Annotated in this window: 17 protein-coding genes; 12 read left to right on the top strand and 5 right to left on the bottom strand. The window is 57.8% G+C overall.

The window, feature by feature from the left end; all coding sequences use genetic code 11:
- Window positions 1–2: 2 nt before the first annotated feature.
- The 3 genes from HMPREF1206_RS01850 to HMPREF1206_RS01840 all read right to left on the bottom strand — a co-directional run bounded on the left by HMPREF1206_RS01850 (window position 3) and on the right by HMPREF1206_RS01840 (window position 3,193).
- Window positions 3–935, bottom strand: a complete 933-nt coding sequence (locus tag HMPREF1206_RS01850) for a universal stress protein (protein WP_016421709.1) — start codon at window positions 933–935, stop codon at window positions 3–5.
- A gap of 158 nt (window positions 936–1,093) precedes the next feature.
- Window positions 1,094–1,585, bottom strand: a complete 492-nt coding sequence (locus tag HMPREF1206_RS01845) for a MarR family winged helix-turn-helix transcriptional regulator (protein ID WP_016421708.1) — start codon at window positions 1,583–1,585, stop codon at window positions 1,094–1,096.
- A gap of 522 nt (window positions 1,586–2,107) precedes the next feature.
- Entirely contained in the window at window positions 2,108–3,193 is a 1,086-nt protein-coding gene (locus HMPREF1206_RS01840; RefSeq protein WP_016421706.1) for an inositol-3-phosphate synthase, read from the bottom strand.
- Window positions 3,194–3,464: 271 nt separating this feature from the next.
- Here HMPREF1206_RS01840 and HMPREF1206_RS11070 point away from each other — a divergent pair, with 271 nt between their 5' ends.
- The 10 genes from HMPREF1206_RS11070 (at window position 3,465) to trxA (ending at window position 13,485) form a co-directional block, all read left to right on the top strand.
- Entirely contained in the window at window positions 3,465–3,836 is a 372-nt protein-coding gene (locus HMPREF1206_RS11070; protein WP_224783765.1) for a DUF5318 family protein, read from the top strand.
- A gap of 11 nt (window positions 3,837–3,847) precedes the next feature.
- Window positions 3,848–6,325 carry a transglycosylase domain-containing protein gene (locus HMPREF1206_RS01835; protein WP_016421705.1) on the top strand — a complete coding sequence of 826 codons (2,478 nt, stop codon included), beginning with the start codon at window positions 3,848–3,850 and terminating at the stop codon, window positions 6,323–6,325.
- Entirely contained in the window at window positions 6,326–6,517 is a 192-nt protein-coding gene (locus HMPREF1206_RS01830) for a hypothetical protein (RefSeq protein WP_016421704.1), read from the top strand.
- A gap of 311 nt (window positions 6,518–6,828) precedes the next feature.
- Window positions 6,829–7,116, top strand: a complete 288-nt coding sequence (gene rpsF, locus HMPREF1206_RS01825) for a 30S ribosomal protein S6 (protein WP_005511978.1) — start codon at window positions 6,829–6,831, stop codon at window positions 7,114–7,116.
- Window positions 7,117–7,237: 121 nt separating this feature from the next.
- Window positions 7,238–7,804, top strand: coding sequence for a single-stranded DNA-binding protein (locus tag HMPREF1206_RS01820; protein ID WP_005511984.1), 567 nt, complete (start codon window positions 7,238–7,240; stop codon window positions 7,802–7,804).
- Between the two features lie 100 nt (window positions 7,805–7,904).
- Entirely contained in the window at window positions 7,905–8,357 is a 453-nt protein-coding gene (gene rplI / locus HMPREF1206_RS01815) for a 50S ribosomal protein L9 (RefSeq protein WP_005511982.1), read from the top strand.
- Window positions 8,358–9,092: 735 nt separating this feature from the next.
- Window positions 9,093–10,685 carry a replicative DNA helicase gene (dnaB, locus tag HMPREF1206_RS01810; protein WP_016421703.1) on the top strand — a complete coding sequence of 531 codons (1,593 nt, stop codon included), beginning with the start codon at window positions 9,093–9,095 and terminating at the stop codon, window positions 10,683–10,685.
- Between the two features lie 142 nt (window positions 10,686–10,827).
- Window positions 10,828–12,024 (top strand): acyltransferase family protein, encoded by a 1,197-nt coding sequence (locus HMPREF1206_RS01805; protein WP_016421702.1) that lies wholly within the window; start codon window positions 10,828–10,830, stop codon window positions 12,022–12,024.
- 89 nt (window positions 12,025–12,113) lie between these two features.
- A complete protein-coding gene (locus HMPREF1206_RS01800; protein WP_016421701.1) occupies window positions 12,114–12,962 on the top strand; it encodes a fumarylacetoacetate hydrolase family protein in 849 nt (282 codons plus the stop codon).
- Window positions 12,963–13,104: 142 nt separating this feature from the next.
- Window positions 13,105–13,485 (top strand): thioredoxin, encoded by a 381-nt coding sequence (gene trxA, locus HMPREF1206_RS01795; RefSeq protein WP_016421700.1) that lies wholly within the window; start codon window positions 13,105–13,107, stop codon window positions 13,483–13,485.
- Window positions 13,486–13,589: 104 nt separating this feature from the next.
- Here trxA and HMPREF1206_RS01790 read toward each other — a convergent pair whose 3' ends face one another.
- The gene (locus HMPREF1206_RS01790; RefSeq protein WP_016421699.1) at window positions 13,590–14,891 is read right to left on the bottom strand and encodes a serine hydrolase; all 1,302 of its coding nucleotides are present in this window, start codon (window positions 14,889–14,891) and stop codon (window positions 13,590–13,592) included.
- Window positions 14,892–15,052: 161 nt separating this feature from the next.
- On the opposite strand from HMPREF1206_RS01790, the gene HMPREF1206_RS01785 reads away from it, so the two are divergent.
- Window positions 15,053–15,889 carry a PspA/IM30 family protein gene (locus HMPREF1206_RS01785; protein WP_016421698.1) on the top strand — a complete coding sequence of 279 codons (837 nt, stop codon included), beginning with the start codon at window positions 15,053–15,055 and terminating at the stop codon, window positions 15,887–15,889.
- Window positions 15,890–16,067: 178 nt separating this feature from the next.
- Here HMPREF1206_RS01785 and HMPREF1206_RS01780 read toward each other — a convergent pair whose 3' ends face one another.
- Complete coding sequence (locus tag HMPREF1206_RS01780; RefSeq protein ID WP_016421697.1) at window positions 16,068–17,639, bottom strand: NYN domain-containing protein; 1,572 nt, start codon at window positions 17,637–17,639, stop codon at window positions 16,068–16,070.
- A 261-nt stretch (window positions 17,640–17,900) separates the two neighbouring features.
- Between HMPREF1206_RS01780 and HMPREF1206_RS01775 the strand changes: the two genes are divergently transcribed.
- Complete coding sequence (locus HMPREF1206_RS01775; protein ID WP_016421696.1) at window positions 17,901–19,178, top strand: MFS transporter; 1,278 nt, start codon at window positions 17,901–17,903, stop codon at window positions 19,176–19,178.
- Window positions 19,179–19,455: the final 277 nt, after the last annotated feature.

Below are 19,455 nucleotides of genomic sequence, written 5' to 3'. Positions count from 1 at the left end.
TACTAGGCCGGAGTAATCAGCATTGGCACCGGGCTGTGGCGAACGATGTGGTTAGTCGACGAGCCGATGAAAATTCGCCCGAATGGGCCAAGAGTAGACGAACCCAAAACGAGCAAGTCTCCCTTTTTCCACTTGATGGACTGAATGGCCTCTTCCCAACCGTTGCCGGACGCCACTTCCGCATCAACGGAAAGGTCTGGGTAACGGGTATGTGCGCGGTCGATACCGCGGTCGAGCAGCCCCATAGCCTGCTCGCGCCACTCAATCATCAGGTCAGAGGAGGGGCCGTAGCCGTTCTCCGTCGGGTACATGGTCGCACCACGCGGCGTAAACGAGACCAAACGCAGGGGAACTTCCCAGCGATATGCCAGGTCAGCAGCCTTATTCAATGCGTGGTGCGACTGTGGGGTGTCAATGTAGCAAATGCTGACACGGGTCACACCGTGCTTAGAAAGCTTCGCGCCGGGGATCGCCAATCCCAGCGGGATTGGCGAGTAATGCAGCAGCGCATCCGAGGTTGATCCCGCAGTAAAGCGACTGCGGTTCTTGGCGGTCCAGTCCTTGGTATTGCTTCGGCGGGTGCCAAGCAAAACCACATCGGCTTCGAATTCTTCGGCTTCGTTGCAGATAGTTGTGGATTCGCTGGAGGATTCGATGATCCGTACGGCATCGTCGTCAAGCATGCCCTTGCGCAGGCCAGCGAGCTTTAGCTCATCCTTGATGATTTTTTCAAGAGACTCGGTTTCGTGGGAAACCCAGGAGTCATTGGTGCTCAACCGAGCCAGTGAGGTCAGCGGCCAGCCACGCGACAGTGCGCTGACAACGCGAATCTGCACCTTCGTGGTGCGAGCTAACCAAGCGGCGTAAGCAAGCGTTTCGGTGCCGTACTCGCCTGGACGCCACGCAATCATGATACGAAGCGGGCGGGAAGCCATCGCTAATCCTCCTGTGATTACTCAGAAATATCCAAGTGGTGCTTCTGGGTAATAGCCTACGTGGATAGGCGGGCATATTTAAAACGGCACCGAGGAAGTGTAAAAGCTATGTATCCTGCCTGTGGGCTTAAAGGTGGCAGGGCTAGCTGGAAAAGAGACTAGACGCTTGGGTTTGTCTTTGGGTGCTCCGGGTAGTTTTCGAGGATCTTGGACAGAATCGTCTCAAGACCAGCGCCAAACTCCAGCTCTTCCTGGGTCAGCGTGCTGAACATCTCAGCCATCTGCTGATTGCGCTCTTCAGAAACGCGGTGCAGCTCTTCACGGCCACGGTCGGTCAGTTCAACGCGGACGCCACGGCGGTCTTTGCTGTCGCGGACGCGCTCCACCATGCCGGCGACCTCCAAGTGGTGCACGGCGTTGGAGGCGGTGGGCATGCGGATGGCCTCGGCCTCAGCCAACTGGCTGATACGGCAGGCACCCAGTGCCTCCAGGGTCATCATGATGGACAGCTGCGCGCGGCTGAGCTGGGACTCCGAGGAGCGGCGGCTGTAGAGCAGCTCAGCGCGAGTCAGAAGAGGGCGAATGCGCTTAGCGAGCGACAGAGGAGTAACGGCATCAGGATTGCCAATCGAGCCCGAAGATAATGTCATAGCGACGATGTTATATGCGAACAGTGCTAGTTGCCAATACGAAATTTATTTGGGGTGCTATTTATTTTTCTACAACTGGTGATTTCGGCAATGAAATCACCAGGAATCTTCCACCAATCATCTAAAGCCCCAGTACAAAGCATTAAACCTATCTGCGTATAAGGTTTTTTCGGTGCTGGCAGAAACCCCCTAAAGTGTCACTTCTTCTGTACTTAGAACTTTGGGTTGGAGGTAGCCATGCGGCTACTCTCGCGAACCCTTTTGGCTTGTGATATATCTCGCGGATCAACCCTCGCGGGTGTATTGCTGTCAGCTTTACGACGACTGCAGCGCACGCATCCATGGCGGGGACGAGATGGGCGCAGCAGCGAGTAGGGCGAGAAGGCGTGGAAGAGACGCGGGGAGGATAGGGGAGAGAGAAGCACAAAAGCGCCAGCGGCTACCGCATGGGTAACCGGCTGACGCTTTTCAAGGAACATGCTCTCGGAGCTGCTGGCTTATACCTTTGAGTGCTTGTGCCTTTTAGTCTTCGCCCTTGATGAACGCTTCGAGCTGTGCTCGCGCAACATCGTCGGCAAGCTGCTTCGGCGGGGACTTCATCAGGTAGGAAGAAGCGGCGTAGACCGGGCCGCCGATGCCGCGATCCTTGGCGATCTTGGCAGCGCGAACAGCATCGATGATGATGCCAGCGGAGTTCGGGGAGTCCCAGACCTCGAGCTTGTACTCAAGGTTCAGCGGCACCTCGCCGAAGGCCTTGCCCTCGAGTCGGACGTAGGCCCACTTGCGGTCATCCAGCCAGTCCACCCAGTCGGACGGGCCGATGTGGACGTTGCGGTCATCGATCTTGCCGGCCAGTGGACCGGTGAGATTGGAGGTGACGGCCTGGGTCTTGGAGATCTTCTTGGACTCGAGGCGGTCGCGCTCGAGCATGTTCTTGAAGTCCATGTTGCCGCCGACGTTGAGCTGCAGGGTGCGCTCGAGGCGAACACCGCGGTCCTCAAATAGCTTGGCCATGACGCGGTGGGTGATGGTTGCGCCGACCTGGCTCTTGATGTCGTCGCCGACAATCGGAACCCCTGCGTCTTCGAACTTCTTGGCCCACTCCGGGTCGGAAGCGATGAAGACCGGCAGGGCATTGACGAAAGCTACACCAGCGTCAATGGCGCACTGTGCGTAGAACTTGTCAGCCTGTTCTGAACCGACCGGCAGGTAGGAGACCAGGACATCGACCTTGGCATCCTTCAGCGCCTGAACAACGTCGACCGGTTCAGCCGGGGATTCGTCGATGGTGTCCGCGTAGTACTTGCCAACGCCATCCAGGGTCGGGCCGCGCTGAACCTCAACGCCGAGAGTCGGGACATCGGCAATCTTGATGGTGCAGTTCTCGGAGGAAACAATGGCCTCGGAGAGGTCCTTGCCGACCTTCTTGTCGTCAACATCGAAAGCTGCGACGAACTCGACATCGGAGACGTGGTAGTCGCCGAAGACGACGTGCATGAGGCCAGGAATGGTCTCATCGGGCTTTGCATCGCGGTAGAACTCGACACCCTGCACCAGGGAGGAGGCGCAGTTGCCGACGCCGACGATAGCGACGCGAATTGAACTCATTTGGTAATTCTCCTTGAAACTATGTGCTCGGAGGCTTTGACCTCGCGCCGGGAACTCACACCGGGAACTCGCATCAGAACCTAGCATCAGAACCCGCACCAGGGCCTTACGCCAGCGGTGCGGCCGTGAGTGGGTGCACGCATTGAGGTAACGAGCGTGACGTTATACCTTTATGCGTTTTTTGCCGATGCCCGAACCGTGAGGGGGCATGTGTTTACCGATAAAGCGGGGGTGAAATCAGCCCGCACGCGCCTGCTAATCTGTCTTCGTGATGACATGGCAGGGCGAGATCGATCACTCCTTGCTCAAAAAGCAGTTATTGGAGCAGTGGCGTGCAGGGGAGATTTCACGGAAATCACTCTGTGATGCCGATGCTCGGCTGGTCGCTGCCGCGCGTTTTCACGGCAGAAAGTCCCAGGAAGAGTGCCCAGTATGTCGCAAATTCGACCTCCGACTCGTATTCTGGGTGTTCGGAGAAAACTTGGGCCGTCGTTCCGGCTCTGCTTGTACTGAAAACGAATTATCCGCAATAGTTAATGAATATGGTTCGTGCACCGTCAAAGAAGTTGAGGTGTGCCCCGACTGCAAGTGGAGTTTCCTGACCCGGACACTTCAGGCAGCTCGAGAAGAGTCAGAAAACTAGGGAGAGCACCCGTGAGCAATGATCGACCCGATAGTCCAGGCGGTCCTAACAGCCCTCACGAGGGCCAGGGTTCTAATTCATCAGGCGAGTGGTGGGATCAGCCGGATGCTGATTCCTTCAATACGCACGCACGCTCCGATGACGCATCGCTTGACGACGATTCCAGCGACAGCATTGATGCTGTTTCGGTCGGTGGCAGTGACGAGGGTCTGGCTACCGATTCAGAGATGACGTCGGCAAGCGAGCCGGACCCGGAGAAGGGGCAGTACGCCCCAGATGACCATGAACCAGATGACCATGAAGAGGAAAGCTCGATGGCGCAAGAAGAACAGCCGACTGATAATAAGCGGCGAATTTTAGCGTGGCTCGGTCTAGCCGTGGCGCTGGTCGTGCTGTTGCCGGTAGTTGTGTTCGGTGTTGCTTATGCGACAACGGACGTGCCGGAGCCAGAGGAGTTGGCCAATAGCCAGATTGCGGTGATTTATGACCGCAGTGGTGAAAAGGAAATCACGCGCATCGTCCCCGAGGGCGGTAACCGAAGCAACATCACTATCGACAAGGTGCCGGATGCTGTACGCAATGCAGTGCTGGCAGCTGAGGATCGTGATTTCTATACCAACCCGGGTTTTTCCTTGACTGGTTATGCCCGTGCGGCTCTGGGAGTCGTGACTGGTAATTCCAGTGCCGGTGGCGGCTCGACCATTACGCAGCAGTACGTCAAGAATGCTGTGGTGGGCAATGAGCGCACGCTGACCCGTAAGGCCAAGGAACTGGTCATGTCGGCGAAGATGGCGCGGGAGTGGACTAAGGACGAAATCCTTGAGGCCTACCTCAACACGATTTACTTTGGTCGTAACGCATACGGTATCGCGGCAGCGTCGAAGGCCTACTTCGGTAAGGAAGTCGGTGAGCTGAATGCCGAAGAGGGTGCTGTGCTGGCAGCCTCGATTCAGCGTCCATCTGCACTGGATCCGTGGACTAACCGCCCGGAGGCTGAGCAGCGTTGGAACTACGTCCTCGATGGCCTGGTGGAGATGAACATCGTCTCGCCGCAGGACCGCGCGGGAATGCAGTACCCGGAGACCATCGATCCGGCGTTGGCGCCGAAGCAGGCTCCGGAGCCCGGCCCGGCTGCCATGATTAAGAATCAGGTTCTGGCTGAGTTGGAGCGCGAAGGTATCTCCGAGCAGGAGGTCAACACTGGCGGTCTACGCATTACGACGACCATTGACCCGACGGTGCAGCAGGCTGCCCTGGATGCGATGGAAAACTACGTCGATCAGTCAACGGGTTTGCGTGCCGCCATCGTTTCGGTGGAGCCGAAGACCGGTGCTGTCCGCGCCTACTACGGTGGCGACGATCCGACTGGTTGGGACTACGCAAACAGCGGTCTGCAGACCGGCTCTACTTTCAAGATTTTTGCGCTGGCAGCAGCTCTCGATCAAGGTATTCCACTGACCGCGCAGTACTCTTCGGCACCTGTGCAGTCCGGTAACGTCACTCTGCACAACGACGGCGGTGCCGGCGGTGGCGTGCTTCCGCTTTATGAGTCCCTGAAGCAGTCGCTGAACACCCCGTTTATTCGCCTGCAGCGCGACCTGAAGAATGGTCCGGATGACACCGCCAAAATGGCTCATCGTCTGGGCGTGGCTGAGTCCATCCCGGGTATTGAAAAGACTCTGATGGACGACAACGGTCACTCGCAGGACGGTATCGCCCTGGGTCAGTACCTCTCACGTCCGCTGGATATGGCCGTTGGTCTGGCTACCCTGACTAACGATGGCGTCTATCAGCAGACTCACTTCGTAGAGAAGGTCGAAAACTCCAAGGGCGAGATTGTTTACGAGTCCAACGCTGACAAGGGCGACCGTCGAGTTTCCAAGGCAGTGGCCACCAATATGATATCGGCCATGGAGCCTATTGCCGGTTACAGCAACAAGCCCTTGAGTGGTGGTCGCCCGTCGGCCGCCAAGACCGGTACTACGCAGTTGGGTGACACCGGCCAGAACAAGGATGCGTGGATGATCGGTTCGACACCGCAGCTGTCGACTGCAGTGTGGGTTGGCAACGTCGATGGTTCGGCGCTCTACAACTCCTATGGTGGCATCATGTACGGCTCGCAAACCCCGGGCGATCTGTGGAAGTACACCATGGATAACGCACTGTCTAACGAGGACTTTGAGTACTTCACCAAGCCGGAGCCAATCGGTGGTGTCGCAGGTGCGCCGCAGTACCAGGCGCCGTCGACCTCTGACTCTGGCTATGACCAGGGCTATGCCCCGGAGACCACAGAAGAGGAGTCGGCCGAGGAGTCGACCTCTGAGTCCTCCGAGGAGCAGCCTGCACCGCTTCCGGTTCCGGGTGGCGATGGCGGAGGCGGTGGCGGCGGAATCGCTGACCTACTGCCCATCCCGATTCCGGGAGGCGGTGGTTTCGGCGGTGGCAATGAAGGCGGCGGAGACCCCGGTAACCCTGGAGGTGGACAGTAAGTGGACACGTGGGTGATTTTCACCATCGTCTGCGTCGCGATTGGCTTCCTGATGTTCGGCACGGCCTTTTGGGGCTTCATGCAGAAGTGGAAACCGGCAATCATTTGGGCTCTGTGCCTGGCAGCTTTCCTATTCGCGACAGTCATTCCGGTGATTATTGCGTTGGCACATGCTTCCTCGACATCAATGTAGGACGCAGGCCAGGTAGTCAGTTGCTAGAGCGTTAACTGCCCACCAAGCACGCGACAACTTCACAATTCAAAGAGGCGCACGCAGTAGCTCTGTGTGCGTCTCTTTCTATTCGGCGCCCTGACACCGCTTGCCAGTACTGCTTGCCGATGGCGCCTGCGATTAGGACATATACCTCTGCCTGCGGTACCCTGGCAGGGTTGCTTGACGCAACGATCCTCCTGCTGCATAGCGGTTGGCATGAAAGACAGTGCCAGCGCACCACGCTGTGTAGCCGAAATACAAGAACTAGACCATAGGAGGTGATGAGGTCCGTGCGTCACTACGAAGTAATGATTATTATCGATCCGTCTCAGGATGAGCGCACCGTAGGCCCGTCCCTGGAGAAGTACCTCGACGTTGTCCGCAAGGAGAACGGCAAGGTGGAGAAGGTGGACATCTGGGGTAAGCGCCACCTCGCCTACCCGATCGAGAAGAAGGAAGACGGCATCTACGTTGTCGTCGACCTCACCTGCGAGTCCGCAACCGTGCTGGAACTCGACCGTCGTCTGAATCTGAACGACAGCATCCTGCGCACCAAGGTGCTGCGGGTTGATCGTTAATCTGCGTCATATTTGCGTAACCAGAGTGCTCGAATGGGACACACCGGTAATGCGAAAGTCGTAGGATAGCGGGCGAAAGCCCCATCATCAGCTCGACAGAATACAACCGAGGAGAAGAAGCATGGCTCAGGGAGACGTACAAATCACGGTGGTTGGCAACTTGGTTGCTGACCCGGAGCTTAAGTACACCCAGAATGGCACCGCCGTGGCGAATTTCCGCGTTGCGTCGACTCCGCGGGTGTACCGAGATGGCCAGTGGGTTGACGGCGAGGGCATGTTCCTCACCTGCAGCCTGTGGCGTGAGGCAGCGGAGAACGCTGTCGAAAGTCTCTCCAAGGGCATGCGCGTCATCGTCCAGGGTCGTCTGCGCCAGCGCAGTTACGAGACCCGCGAGGGCGAGCGTCGTACCGTCTTTGAGGTTGAGGTCGATGAGGTGGGCCCGTCCCTGAAGTTCGCTCGAGCTCAGGTCACGCGCACTCCACGCAACGGCGGTGGAAACTTTGGCGGCGGCAACCGCGGCCAGGGTGGAAATGCCGGTGGTGGTTTCGGCGGTGGCTTTGGTGGAAACCAGGGCAACCAGGGTGGACAGAGCGATCGCGGTTTTGGTGGCGGAGCTCCTGCGGAAGATCCGTGGAACTCAGCTCCTCCGGCCGGTGGCGGCTTCGGCGGCGATGAGCCTCCGTTCTAAACTCCTTCCAGCCACGGCACTACGTGACTAGTTTGCAGCAGATTTAGCATCCACAATTCTCAAAATCTTTTAAAGACATATCCAGCGAAAGGCAGGGATCATGAAGCTGATCCTCACCGCCGACGTTGACAAGCTCGGTGTCGCAGGCGACATCGTTGAGGTCAAGGCCGGCTACGGACGTAACTACCTGCTTCCTCGCGGACTGGCAATTGTTGCCACCCGCGGCGCAGAAAAGCAGATCGAGGGCATTCGTCGTGCCCAGGAGGCTCGCGCTATCCGCGACCTCGACCATGCACGTGAAGTCAAGCAGAAGATTGATTCGCTCGACAACGTCTCCGTTGCTGTGAAGGCTTCGGAAAATGGCAAGCTGTTCGGTTCTGTCACCAAGGGTGACATCGCCGATGCAGTTCGTAAGGCTTCCGGTCAGGCTATCGACAAGCGCGCAGTCGTGCTTGCTCCGAGCCAGATCAAGTCCCTTGGTAAGCACACCGTTGACATCGCGCTGCACCCGCAGATTACCGCGCATGTTTCCGTACAGGTCGTCGCCGCGTAAGTTCGCGGTTTAGAGTTTTTACTTTGACGGCGGCTGACGAGCACCGCGTTTAAAGACTGCGCGGGCTCTGAGGCCCAATGACAACAGCACACGTGAAGCTCTGATCTTTCGTAGTGAAAGGTCGGGGCTTTTCGTGGTTTAAGGCTGGTTTAAAGCCTTTTACGCAGGTGCTGGAAAGAGCGTCTACGACTTGTCCACAGGCTAACGACGATTGCTGTGGATAGACCTGTGGGTAACTTGCCTGGCTGCCGTGGATAACTTTTCTGGAGAGCGCGAGATTTTTATTAATTCATCGTTAATAATCTCCGCATGAGCAGCATCGATGCTAAAGGGGTAGCAGAGGATTACATTTGTGCAGGATTAAGGCAAATACGCACTGACCTGCGTAGATAGAATATTTTCGGATTGAAACTCCGCTACCCCCGTTAACATTCAAGCGGCGGTTTAGGGTTACGGACCGTTCACCTGGACTTTTCTTGATTGTGCACATGTTCTCCCCAGGCTTATCCACAGGTGCTGTGGATAACTTCGGGGATAAACACCGTAGAAGATTGTTTTCTGGGGACTCCAAGGGTACTTTTACAGGTCCATCAATCCGCTCGAACAGGTATAACTGCGGTAGGTAGTCAGGTGTCCACTGCTGGCGGTCCGAACAGACATATTGAGTGTGATGGTCAGTCAGCAACAGGGTTGAAAAGGCACCTAAGTGGTCCAGAAGGGGAGGAGCTGCTCACGATGAGTCAGCCTGTAGGTGATAGTGGTCATTCCGGAGCAGGGGACGAGGCGTCCTCCTACTCGGTGAATTCCCACGATGATTCCTTCGATGACGTTCCGCTGCCCCCGGAACCGCCGGTAGAGGATGCGCCACCGGAGGAGTATTCTTTCTCGCAGAGCTCGGGCAACGGATCGTCGGCAAGCGGATCTGGGGCGCGGGACTGGGAGCGAGACCGCGGTCGTGGCGCTCGTGCGAGTGCCGTCGCGGGCGCGACTTTTGAGCGCACGCCGCCGCACAATATCGAGGCGGAGCAGAGTGTGCTCGGCGCGATGCTGCTGAACTCAGAGGTCGTCGCGGATGTGTACGAGCAGCTGACGCCGGAGGATTTCTACCGGCCAGCCCACCAGACGATTTACTCGGCGATTTTGCACCTCTACGGTGAGTCCTCGGAAATTGACCCTATTTTGCTGGCAGGTCGTCTGGATCGAACTGGAGACCTGGAGCGTATCGGTGGTCCGCTGTACCTGCACACCTTGGCCTCCCTGGTTCCAACGGCGGCGAATGCGCAGTTCTATGCCCGCATTGTTGCGGAGAAGGCGACAATCCGTCGCCTGGTCGAGGCCGGCACGAAAATCGCCCAGATTGGCTATGCGGGCGCGGAGGACACGGAGCCGGAGCAGCTGGTGGATGAGGCGCAGCAGCTCATCTTCAGCGTTGGACGTGAGAACACGAAGAATGACTACGTTCCCATCGCCGATGTCCTGGATGACACACTGGAGGAACTGGATCTTATTACCCAAAACGGCGGTCTGGCGCAGGGTGTGCCGACGGGAATTACTAACCTGGACAAGCTGACGAACGGTCTTCACCCAGGTCAGATGGTGATTATTGCGGCTCGCCCGGGTGTGGGTAAGTCCACGCTGGCGATGGACTTCATGCGTTCGGCCTCGATTCGCAACGGCATGACCAGCGCAGTTTTCTCGTTGGAAATGTCGCGCAACGAAATCATGATGCGCATCATGTCCGCAGAGGCGAAGATCAACATGGCTTCTTTGCGCTCCGGTGACCTGGATGAGCGGGACTGGACCAAGTTGGTCGAGGTCGGCGACAAGATCCGCGATGCTCCGCTGTTTATTGATGACTCGCCGAACCTGACCATGATGGAAATTCGCGCGAAGGCACGTCAGCTGAAGCAGAAGCACGATCTGAAGATGATTGTGGTCGACTACCTGCAGCTGATGAGCTCGGGTAAAAAAGTCGAGTCCAGGCAGCAAGAGGTCTCGGAGTTCTCCCGTCAGCTCAAGTTGTTGGCGAAGGAGCTCGAGGTACCGCTGATTGCAATTTCGCAGCTGAATCGTGGTCCGGAAGCTCGCACAGATAAGAAGCCACAGGTCTCGGACCTGCGTGAGTCGGGTTCGCTGGAGCAGGATGCCGATATCGTCATGCTGATTTACCGGCCGGACTCGCAGGAGGCTGACCATGAACGTGCTGGTGAGGCGGATATTATCGTCGCAAAGCACCGTGGTGGACCGACCGGAAGCATTGCTGTGGCCCACCAGCTGCATTACTCCAGGTTCGCCAACCTGGCGGAGGAGCCCAGCGGTTCTCTCTAGGTGCCTGGCCTAGCCACCCAGAATTAGTGCAATCCGGGTGGCTAGGTAAGGTGAGTGACAGTCAATGGGGCGAGTTTTCGTGCGTTGATGGTTTTGAAGGTTTTGAGGGTTACGCGGAGTCGTCGGGAAGCGGGGAAGCACTATGTCACCAACTGCCGCTCCCGTGGCAGCGGAGGCCAAAGCGAAAAGGCAGAAGAGTGCGCCGAAACAGCGCGTCGGTTGGGTAGATGCGGCTAAGGGGCTGTGCATTCTTTTAGTTGTGCTTGGCCATGCCATCACAGAGCTGCAAGCGCACGGTTACTACACGGCGCAGTGGGCGGGGATTAACTTCTTCCTCGGACCAATCCGTATGCCGCTGTTTTTCCTGTTATCTGGTCTGTTCGCCGGTAAGGCACTCAAGGAGTCGTGGCATAAGTTAGCCAATCGCCGAATCTGGGTGATGGTCTATCTCTACGTGATTTGGGTTCCACTGCGTGACTTCGTGCTTTTCCTCATGCCATATACGCACGTGGATGCCGATGGCATAGTGTCTCCGGCGCCGATTACAGACCATAGCGCGTGGGGGCCGCGAATTTACAACACGCTTCACGCGATCATCGAACCAACTTCCTACCTGTGGTTCCTGTGGGCGCTGGCGCTGTTTGCAATTCTCACACGAGCATTTCGCTGGGTACATCCGGTGATTCAGCTCATCGTTACAGGCCTCATTAGTGCATGGGCACCTTTTGCCTCGTCCAGCTGGTCGTGGGACTTCGTCAGCAAAATGCTGTTCTTCTACGTGCTGGGCATGTACGGTGCGCCCTGGGTTTTCCGGATGGCACAGCGTCGCAGCGGCCTCTCACTGCTAGTGACACTGACGGCGTTCCTGTCGGTGGCAATCTGGGTGCAGGCGACCTACTCGAGCTTTAACGAAGGCAACGTCGGCTTCACCCGCGTGTACCTGTCCACCACTGGCGCACTGGCTGCAATCAATGTCATGGCGATGCTGCAGAACACTCGCCTAGTTGTGCCTTTTGAAAAGGTTGGCGGCCGAACGCTGCCTATCTTCCTCATGCACATTCCAATGTTGGTTGTGGTCATGATTATTTGTGACCTCATCCTGCCGAAGGACCCACACTTAGTCATCATGACGCCGCTGGTGACTATCATTGCGGCGATGCTGTGTCTTGGTCTGCACAGGTTGCTGCTTGCCATCGGTGCCGGGTGGCTCTTTGTCCGTCCTGCGTGGGTAGTGCGCATGACTACGCCGGGGCAGCGTGCCCTTCAGCGCAGTCAGAATCCTTCTTCCCTGCCTGAAGGCGAGGCTCCGCGGCAGCCTAAGAGCGAACCTGCTTCCTAATTCAGCTCAACAAGGCGGTAGCGTGGAACCGGGAGCCGATCAGGCGGCAGAAGTGACACAGAGAATAGCCATGAAGAAATGAGAAAGCCATGCGTCTAGCAACGTTGCGATACCAGGGTGCAACCCGCGCCGCTGTTCTCGGCGACGGCGTAGCGGTCCTTTTTGATGACCACTGTCTCGGAGATGTGTTAGCGCGGCCAACGTGGCGTCGTGAAGCGGAAGAACTCTTGGCGGAGGCGGGGAACAACCCTGACAACGTCATGGCGGAGAGCGCGTGGGCGTTCGCACCGCTGATTACGCGGCCGGGCAAAATCGTCTGCGTCGGCTTGAACTATGCCGCACACATCGACGAGATGGGGCACCAGCGCCCCGAGGTGCCAACGTTATTCGCGAAGTTTGCCGATGCCGTCGCCGGTGCGAAGGATGATATCCGAGTGCCGGAGGCCTGCGCGGAGAAGCTCGATTACGAAGGCGAGCTCGCGGTTATCGTCGGCGAGACCTGCCTGCGGGTGTCGGAGGAGCAGGCACAGGACGCTATCGCTGGGTACGCGATTATGAATGACTTCACTCAGCGCGATTTCCAGTACGCTACCGCGCAGTGGCTACAGGGGAAGACGTTGCAGCGCGCCAGTGCTTTCGGGCCGTGGATGCTCACGGCCGATGCTTTCGATGCGGACTCCGCGCGGGTGCGCACATACGTCGACGGAGAGCTGCGCCAGGATGCACCGATTGCGGACCTTGTTTTCTCCCCGGCGAAGTTGATCGCCTACATCTCACAGTTCGTGCAGCTGAACCCGGGCGATGTCATCTCCACGGGAACGCCGGCGGGTGTTGGCCACGGCATGAGCCCGCAGACCTACCTTCAGGATGGCCAGGAAATGGTCATCACCATCGATGGCCTGGGTAAACAGGCCAACACTGTCCGCATCAACCACTAGCACGCGCCGCTTTACGACGTTCCCGCGAACCCGGCGGGAATGAAACGACCCCCGCGTGCGTTGTGGGAGACTAACGGGTAAAAACCTACGTAAAGAACGTGAAGTTAGAACACGACGTTAAAGAGTAAGAGGAGTTAGACCCATGGCAACTGTTGATATTACGAACGAGACTTTCGCTGAGACTATTCAGAACAACGACATCGTGCTCGTTGATGCCTGGGCATCCTGGTGCGGTCCGTGCCGCCAGTTCGCCCCGATTTATGAGAAGGCTTCCGAGAAGCACTCAGAGGTAGTGTTCGCAAAGCTGGACACCGATGCCAACCAGGAGGTTTCGGCAGCCCTGGGCATTCAGTCGATTCCGACGCTGTTTGTTTTCCGCGAGGGAATCCTGCTGTTCCAGCACTCTGGTGTGCTGCCGGAGGCCGCCCTGAGCGATCTGGTTGGCCAGGCTTCGGAGCTGAACATGGATGATGTCCGTGCGCAAATTGCCGAGCAGGCCGCACAGGATAGCGCTACCGAGTAAACTCTGCGGTTCAGCCCGCATACTGTGCGTTTTCCGACTTGGAGCACTTCCGCGTAAGCCCCCGCGCCTGAACTAGCCCTCAAGCGCGCGGGGGCTTTTTGTATCTAGTCCGCGCGCTGGCCACGAATGAGCCAGCCAATACCAAAGCCAGCGAGTGCTGCTACTAGCGCCCACAGGGCTGGAGCGACTTTGTTTGAGTCCTCCTCAATCGACAGTGGTGCGCTGGTGCGGGCGTGCTTTGTCTCCTTCTCACCTGTTGGCAGAACCTGCCCGTCTGGGAACACGTGCTTGACAGCTTCGGTGAGTTCGTTGGCGGTCAGGTTTTTGCCCAGAACCGCGATAGCGTAACGGTCATCGTCGCCAAGGAATCCGGCAGTGGTGTGCTGCTCTTCGTACCAACCGGACTTGTTGGCAATCGTTTCCTTCGGTAGCGCTGCACGCAGACCGAAGTTCTGGTCTGCATCGCCGTAGGAGTAGCGCGGCAGTGAGTACATCAGCTGACGCATGTATTTGGTCTCCGTGTCGCTCAGCCCGCCTTCTTCGCTCAGCATCCGGTCAAAGTAGGCAACCATGTCGGCTGGCGTACTGGTGGTAGCTCCCCACATAGGTGAGCCGACAGTCTTATCCGACAGGCCGTAGCGCTGCCGGACATTGTCAACGATGCGTACACCGCCGTAGGAATCCCACAGCTCGTCAGTTGCTTCGTTGTTGGAGTATCGAATCATGTCGTCGCGCAACATGGCGTCGGGGTTGCCCTCAACCGGCATATCGCCCTGGCCAGCGACGATCTCGCCCTTCTTCGGCTGCGTGTAGTTGGAATAGGCCACAACGTCGGCGACGAATACCTTCATCAGGCTGGCAAGGCGAAAAACATCATCACAGTGTGAGTTGCAGATGAACTCACCGGTCTGGCGATCCAGAATGCCCATGCCGAGCATGCCGCCCTTAGCATCGAACTTCTCGGTCACTTCGTCGAGACGAGTTTGCACGCCAAGGCCCCACTGGGTCTTCGCCCCTGGCACAAGTGGGGGAAACTCCTTCGGCTCACTTTTCACAGTGCTTTCCGACGGCTCCGTCGAGGACGTTTCCGATGTCGGTGAAGAGGTTTTCTCTGCCGACTTCTCAGCCGACTGTTCCGCCGACTTCTCTGCGGTTCGCCCTGTGCTCTTCTCGGGAGCCTTTTCAGCTGGCTTTTCGGTGGTCTTCTTGGTTTTTGCGTCGGAGGGCTTAGCCGGCTCCGTTGACGATGGAGCTGCTACGACTACCTGCGAAAATGCACCGGTATCGGTGGAGTCAGCAGTTGCGGTGACTGTCGCGTTAGCCAGCGGCGCAGTTGCTGACAGAGTAATTACCGCGGCGAGACTCGCGGCCAGTCCGCGGTACGCGCGTTGAGGGCAATGAACCATGTTTAGAGAGTTTACAACTCTGGGGGAGTCTTGCTTGTCGGTAACCAGCTCTTTCCGTTTGCCGAGAGAGAGCGAGCTAGCTCACGTACAATTTTTTAAGAGATGGAATCTTCTCGGTTCCGATTAGTTATTCCGCATATGTTGAGGAAGGTTGGATTTGCATGGCTAATCCATTTGCCAAGGGCTGGAAGTACATGATGTCTTCGTTCGATAAGAAGATCGAAGACAATGCGGATCCTAAGGTTCAGATTGCACAGGCAGCTGAGGCCGAGCGTCAGCGCCATCAGGAGATTCAGCGTCAGGCTGCGGCTATCATCGGCAACCGCAATCAGCTGGAAATGCAGCTGGGGCGGTTGACCTCTGAGCGTGACAAGATTACCGAGAACACCCGGCAGGCACTCGCCAATGCGGATCAAGCTCGTGCCAAGGGCGATGAGGCCACTGCACAGAAGATGGAAAGCACTGCTGAGGTGTTTGCCACCCAGCTGGTGAATGTTGAAAAGGAGCTGGAAAATACTACGCAGCTCCACCAGCAGGCCGTATCTGCTGCTGAGGAGGCACAGCGTCAGGCGCAGCAGTCGCAGGCTCGCTACGAGCAGATTAAGCAGGATATCCGCAAGCTGGAGTCGCAGGCCGATCAGGCCAAGATGCAAGAGACCGCGTCGAAGACTCTCCAGAGCATGCAGGGTATTTCCGAGGATCCGAATGTGCCGACTTTGGATTCGGTCCGTGAGAAGATTGAAGGCCGCTACGCTAATGCGTTGGGCGCTCAGGAGCTCGCGGAATCCTCACAGGCAGGTCGTATGGCTGAGATCGAGACTTCGACTCGCGATGCCGCTGCTGACATGCGTCTGGCCGAAATTCGTGCCCAGATGAATAATGAAAGCGCTGCTCTCGAATCCGGTTCTGCCGCGAAGGATAATGCCGGCGAGCTGGAGTCCTCCGAGGCTGCCGAGGCCGTTGAGGACACCACAACAGACGCAGACGAAGTGAAGTAGCCTTCACTAGTTGCCAACAATCGCCAACAAGAAAGTGTCGGGGTTTATGGCAGTTTGAGCGGGAAAAACCACCCTAAACTGCCATAAACCCCGACACTTTCTCGCGTCAGCCGCACCAGCAGCGACAGTAGCGCCGGCAGCGCCGAAGCCGCCGAAACTGCCGAAGCCGTGAGACGCGCTACTTCTCCAATTCGCCGTTCTTCCGCGCGAGCAGCACCCCGCGGATACCGGCGTGGAAACCATCGCGCAGATTGACGCGCTGCGTCTCCGTCAGCGTGTATTCGTGCAGGGTTTCGCACGCAAACTGCAGCAGCGGACGATCAATGTCCGGCGGCAGCCCACCACCAGAGAGCAAGTGGGCACTATCGCGCGCCTGCTCGTTCGCAATATTCTCGTACCACCAGTTCGCGTACTGCTGTCCCACATCGAACGGCGTCTGGAAACCCGCGGATGCCCACACCTCGTTCGGCAGGGGCACGTATCGACTACGCAGCTTCCTCCTTGGCGCCATCATCGAAGGATTCGGCCGCGGGCTTGGTTTTGGTGTACTCGCGTTGGCACCGTCTTCGCTTGTCGACGGCTCCGTCGCCGACTCCCCACTGCCGGTTGCAGTCGACGACGCGGAATCGGAGGCAGACGCGCCTGCATGCTCGGCTCCGGTGTTGTTCACAGTGTCGTTACCAGCCCCACTGCCAGTGTTGACTGTCGCGCCGGGCATGGTCGCTGGAGAAGGCTGTGCTGGCTGCGTTGGCTGCGCTGGTGAGGCAGCCGAAACGCCCGAAGCAGCGGAATCCACCCGTGTAGCTTCCGAACCGCCGGTGCGCTCTACCTCAGCGCGGTGCTCAGCCTGCGCCGGGATTTCCCGGGCACCCATCTTGGCCGCGTGCTCGACCTCGTTGAACTTCGGCGAGTCGGCCTTGGCCGTCGGCGTGGCTGCGGCATTGTCTTCGCTGCGACAGTCGGAGTCGCTGTCAGCCGTGGGGGATGGCACAACGCGCTGGTCCTGCGGAACCTCCGGAGTGCCGGCCTCCGGCGAAGCAGCGTCACCGTCGGCGGCGGAGGGAGTGTTCTCCGTGCCGTCGTCAAGCGAGCCCTCGCCCGGAGGAGTGATGCGCGTATCCGGCACGCAGGTAGCGCCGAGATCTTCGATTGGTTCGGCATCGCCCAGCGGCTTATTCGTGCGGACGACCGGCGGGATTGGGCCTTCGAGGACATTGAGCTGCATGGCGTCGGCGAAGTCCTCGCGGGGATCGAGGATTGTCGTCGAATCGCAGGCATGGCGAAGTGCACCGGACATGGAGTCCCAGCCGAAGCCGTAGAGATGCACACGCACACCGGCAGCCGAAGCCTCAGCGACGCCGGGCAGCATGTCCGCATCGCCCGAGACCAGCACGATATCGGAAACTTGGTTGCGCAGGCCGGCGACAACCATGTCTGCGACGAGCCGAGTATCGACGGCCTTCTGCGTCCGTCGGTCACCCCATTCAATGAGCTGACCTGCGCGCAGCTGCACACCATCAATCGTGCGCAGTGAGCGCTGGTAACGATGCGGCCCCGACTCCGGGATGCCGTCGTACCAAAGTTGCCGCTGAACTGGCTGGTTCAGCTGCTGGTTAATCATTCGGTCAAGGACACTAACTACTTCTCTAAGGTCGATTTCTAATTGCCCGCGGGCTCCGGTTTCCCACGAGTTGTAAAAGCTCGCCAGTAAATATGACGTATCGACGAACACCAATGTGCGTTCAAGCATGGCTCCTAATTCCTGATTCTTTATTAACTAAATAAGAAAACCGGTTACATCGACAAGGATGCCCGAATAATTCATTCTATGCGCTAAACATGTTTAACTTCAGGGACTATTCTTAATAAGCCGCATTGCTTTGACCGTTCTTCGCGGGTTGGCAGAAGTGCGAGCCGACGAGAAAGCACCGATCAATTTAGGTATTGACGTGCAAAGAAATCGCCCCGCGAAGAGTGCGACCACACAGGAGAAGGGGAGTTACAAACAGGTATGAGACGCTGGTTCGGCCTATTGGTTCTCATTACTGTGTTGGGGCAAGCGGTTTTCAACGGCGGTCGCGTGCTGCTTTCTTGGCGAGTCCTCGATTTTGGCGGTTCCGCCGCCACCGTCGGTTGGTTCACTGCCGCATTTTCACTTGTACCTCTTATTATTGCGCTTCCCGCCGGCAAGCTTGTCGACAGCCATCGTGCCACCGAAGTCATGTACTCCGGTCTCGTCGCCACCGTCATCGCTGCAGCAGTAATGTCGCTCTCGCCGAACCTACCTATTCTTCTGATCGGCTACGTGGCCCTGGGTTTTGCCCACATGACCACGCTCATCGCCGCTCAAGGCATGGTTTCGCACCTGCGTGGCGGCGTCGCCGGGCTTGATAGCCTCTTTGCATACTTCACGCTTGGAATCTCCGTCGGGCAGTTCCTCGGCATCGTCGGTGCGGGTCTGCTCACTCCCAACCACGACGGCAGCGCCATGACCGCCACCACTTCCGCGCTCTGGACGATGACGGGAATCGGTGCGATCGCCCTGGTCATCGGCTGGCCGGTCGCAACTGCTTATCGATGGCACGAAGCAAATGCAGCCGCCGAAGTGCAAGCTGCTAGCTCAACTGAGTATTCTCCGGCGTCGACTGTTAGCGGCCGCAGCCGGATGGAGGAGAGGCGACCGGCGCAGGCCGAAGCCAGTGGCGCATCGGTCTTAAGCATCCTGCGTATCGATGGCATGTCCAGCGCCATGGCTGTCTCAATTGCGGTCATCGTAGCCATTGACCTGTTGACGGCATATGTGCCGGTGCTGGGACGTGAACTGGGCTTTAGTGTTGCCGAGGTGACGGCGATCCTTGGTGCGCGTAGTGGTCTTGCGATTATTTCCCGAGCCCTCATGCCGACTGTTTTGCGCAAAGCTAATCGCAATCGGGTCCTTATCATTGCAGTTTGTGCCGGTGTCATGCCGCTTTTGGCTATGCCGTGGCTGCAGAGTGCGTGGCTCATGGTTATTGCTGTTGGTATCTGCGGTTTGGCCTGGGGCTTTGTGATGCCCATGTCGATGACGTGGGTGAGTTCCCTGGTGGATGCCGAGGTGCGTGCTCAGGCGTTGTCCATCCGGCTAATGGGTAACCGCTTGGCGCAGGTCATCCTGCCGCCGGTTGCTGGTGTGGGTGCTACCGCGATGGGTGCAGGCAGCGTGTTTCTGGGGGCGGGTGCGCTGATGGGTGTCGCATCTGCCACTGCTTGGCGACGACTCGCAGGTGACAAGGCGGCTCTGACTAAGTAATTGGTCGATTGCTGAGTTGCTGAAAAGCAGCGCCCGAGCCGTAGGAAGGCTCAAATCTGGCGTACAGAGTTAACTAAAGTGATTCGTTTTCCAGGTCCTACCAGCGGATTCGCTTAAATAGGGGCATGTGTGTAATGTATCTGGAGGTCAGCGCGGCCAGGCAGTTTATGTGTTTGGTTGGCTGATGTGGGGGAAATGTTTTCGTGCGGTTAGCCGCTGGGAGTCGTTGGTTTGACTTTCTGGTTAATTGTTTGTTAATGTTTTCTCTCGCTGCTCA

This window comes from Corynebacterium sp. HFH0082 (assembly GCF_000411235.1).
GTDB lineage: Bacteria > Actinomycetota > Actinomycetes > Mycobacteriales > Mycobacteriaceae > Corynebacterium > Corynebacterium jeikeium_D.
The sequence above is the reverse complement of the archived record's forward strand: the minus strand, read 5'-3'. Positions and strand labels throughout refer to the sequence as shown.